This is a genomic window from Steroidobacter sp., assembly GCF_016790065.1.
GTDB lineage: Bacteria > Pseudomonadota > Gammaproteobacteria > Steroidobacterales > Steroidobacteraceae > Steroidobacter.
This window is the reverse complement of the sequence record NZ_JAEUPY010000020.1, coordinates 1-1,904: the sequence shown is the minus strand read 5'-3', so window position 1 is coordinate 1,904 and position 1,904 is coordinate 1. Positions and strand designations below refer to the sequence as shown.

Annotated in this window: 2 protein-coding genes; both read left to right on the top strand. The window is 61.3% G+C overall.

Features of this window, described 5'->3' with window-relative positions:
* Window positions 1–1,482: hypothetical protein (locus JNL55_RS00710; RefSeq protein WP_293848248.1), on the top strand; the 1,482-nt coding region annotated here is incomplete at its 5' end.
* A gap of 6 nt (window positions 1,483–1,488) precedes the next feature.
* Window positions 1,489–1,904: ZIP family metal transporter (locus tag JNL55_RS00705; protein ID WP_415922975.1), on the top strand; the 416-nt coding region annotated here is incomplete at its 3' end.

Genomic DNA, 1,904 nt, shown 5'->3' with positions numbered 1-1,904 from the left:
CAGAGTAGTGTGCAAGTGTTGGTGCAAATGGTCGGCGGCATGATGCGAGATCGGAGCCAACAGAGTTTGAGCCGCATGCAAAGCGGCGACGTGCTGATCCGCCCCGAGTTGGGCCCACTCACGAGTGCCAGCTTTCCAGATGCCATCAAGGGTGTGGGGCCGGGCGAGCAGGCGGCGCTGGCCGTGCTCGAACAGCTGCGTGGATTCTCTGTTTCCGAGGCTGAGTATCAAGCCTGGCAAAGAACTCAGCGCGAGCCGTACTCGCCGCCCAAGACGCTCGCGTTCGTCAACGTCGAGGCTTCGCAGAGCGCCACCTCGGAGTTCGTTCGCGACCGCATCTCCGCCAAGGCGGGCGAGCCGCTGGACCTGAAGGAGTTGGAGAACGACATCGCCGGCGCGTTCGGTCGCGGCACCTACGAATCGATTGCGTATCACATGCAAGAGGATGAGCACGGCCGTACCGGCGTTCGGGTCGTGCCCATCGATGCAGCCATCGGGCGCACCTTGTTTCGTGCCGGGCTGCAGATCGACGACGACTTCGCCGGTAACAGCGATTATCAACTGAACATCGAGAGTCGGGTCACCGGTTTGACCGAGAAGGGCGGTGAATGGCGCACGCTGCTCGGTCTCGGTCGCGTGCTGTCGTTGTCGACGGATTTGTATCTGCCGTTCGCGCAGCGAGGTAATTGGTTCGTATCGCCTTCGGTGGAATACAGCGCGTTGAATCAGCCGCTGGTGGTCGATGGTGCGACGGTCGCTGAATATCGGCTGGCCAGCTACGGCGGCGCATTCAAGATCGGGCGCGACTTCGGCGACAAACTGCAGCTGTCGACGGCGTTGGTGCGCAGTCGAGCACAGGCCGATCTGAAGACCGGTTTGCCGGGTTTGGGAGAGCTGGATTCCGAGGATGTCGGCGGCGTCGAGTTCGGCGTGCTTTGGGACAGCCTCGACAACGTGCGCTTTCCCCGGCATGGCATGCGCACAGAAATCAGTTATACGACGTTCGATCGTTCGCTGGGTTCGGACCAGAATGGCGACCTGTTGCGTGTGGCCTTGGACAAGGCGTACAGCTTCGGTCGCAACACGGTGATGTTCGGTGGCCGTGCTTCGTTGTCGAGCGACGATACCGGCGCCTTGCAGACGTTATCCACGCTGGGCGGCCTGACGTTTCTTTCCGGGTTGAGCGAGCGCGAGTTGATCGGTACGCAGATGCTATTTTTCCGCGGCATCTACTATCGACGTTTGACCCAGCAGGGGCTGTTGTTCGACCTGCCCATCTATCTGGCGGGCAGCCTGGAGGCGGGCAATGCCTGGCTCGACCGGCGCGAAGTCTCGACTGGCGATTTGATCGAAGCGGGCAGTGTGTTCCTTGGCCTCGACCTGCCGATCGGTCCTTTGCAGATCGGCTATGGCCGCACCTTCGACGGCCGCGATGCCTTTTATTTGAGCTTCGGCTCGCTGGTCCTGCCCAACTATCGTTGATGTCTAATGCAAGAATCTGAAATTTTCTGGCGCGGCCTGGCGGCGAGCTTTCTGGCCGGCATGGGCACGGTGCTCGGCGCGGTCTGGGTGTTCTTTTTCCGGCGTCCTTCGGCAAAGGCACAGGATGCGCTATTGAGTGCCGCGGCCGGCGTCATGTTGGCGGCGACGTTCTTCTCGTTGTTACAGCCGGCGCTCGATCACGCCGAAGCACACATCGCTTCCAAACCGCTGGCGGTGTTGGTCGTCATTGCCGGTTTGCTCGGTGGCGCAGGCGGCTTGTATTGGATTCACAAGCGCGTACCGCACGAACACTTCGTGATGGGCCGAGAAGGGCCGGACAGCTTGCGCATGCAACGGCTGTGGCTGTTCATCATCGCCATCACGCTCCACAACTTTCCGGAAGGCATGGCGGTGGGCGTCGG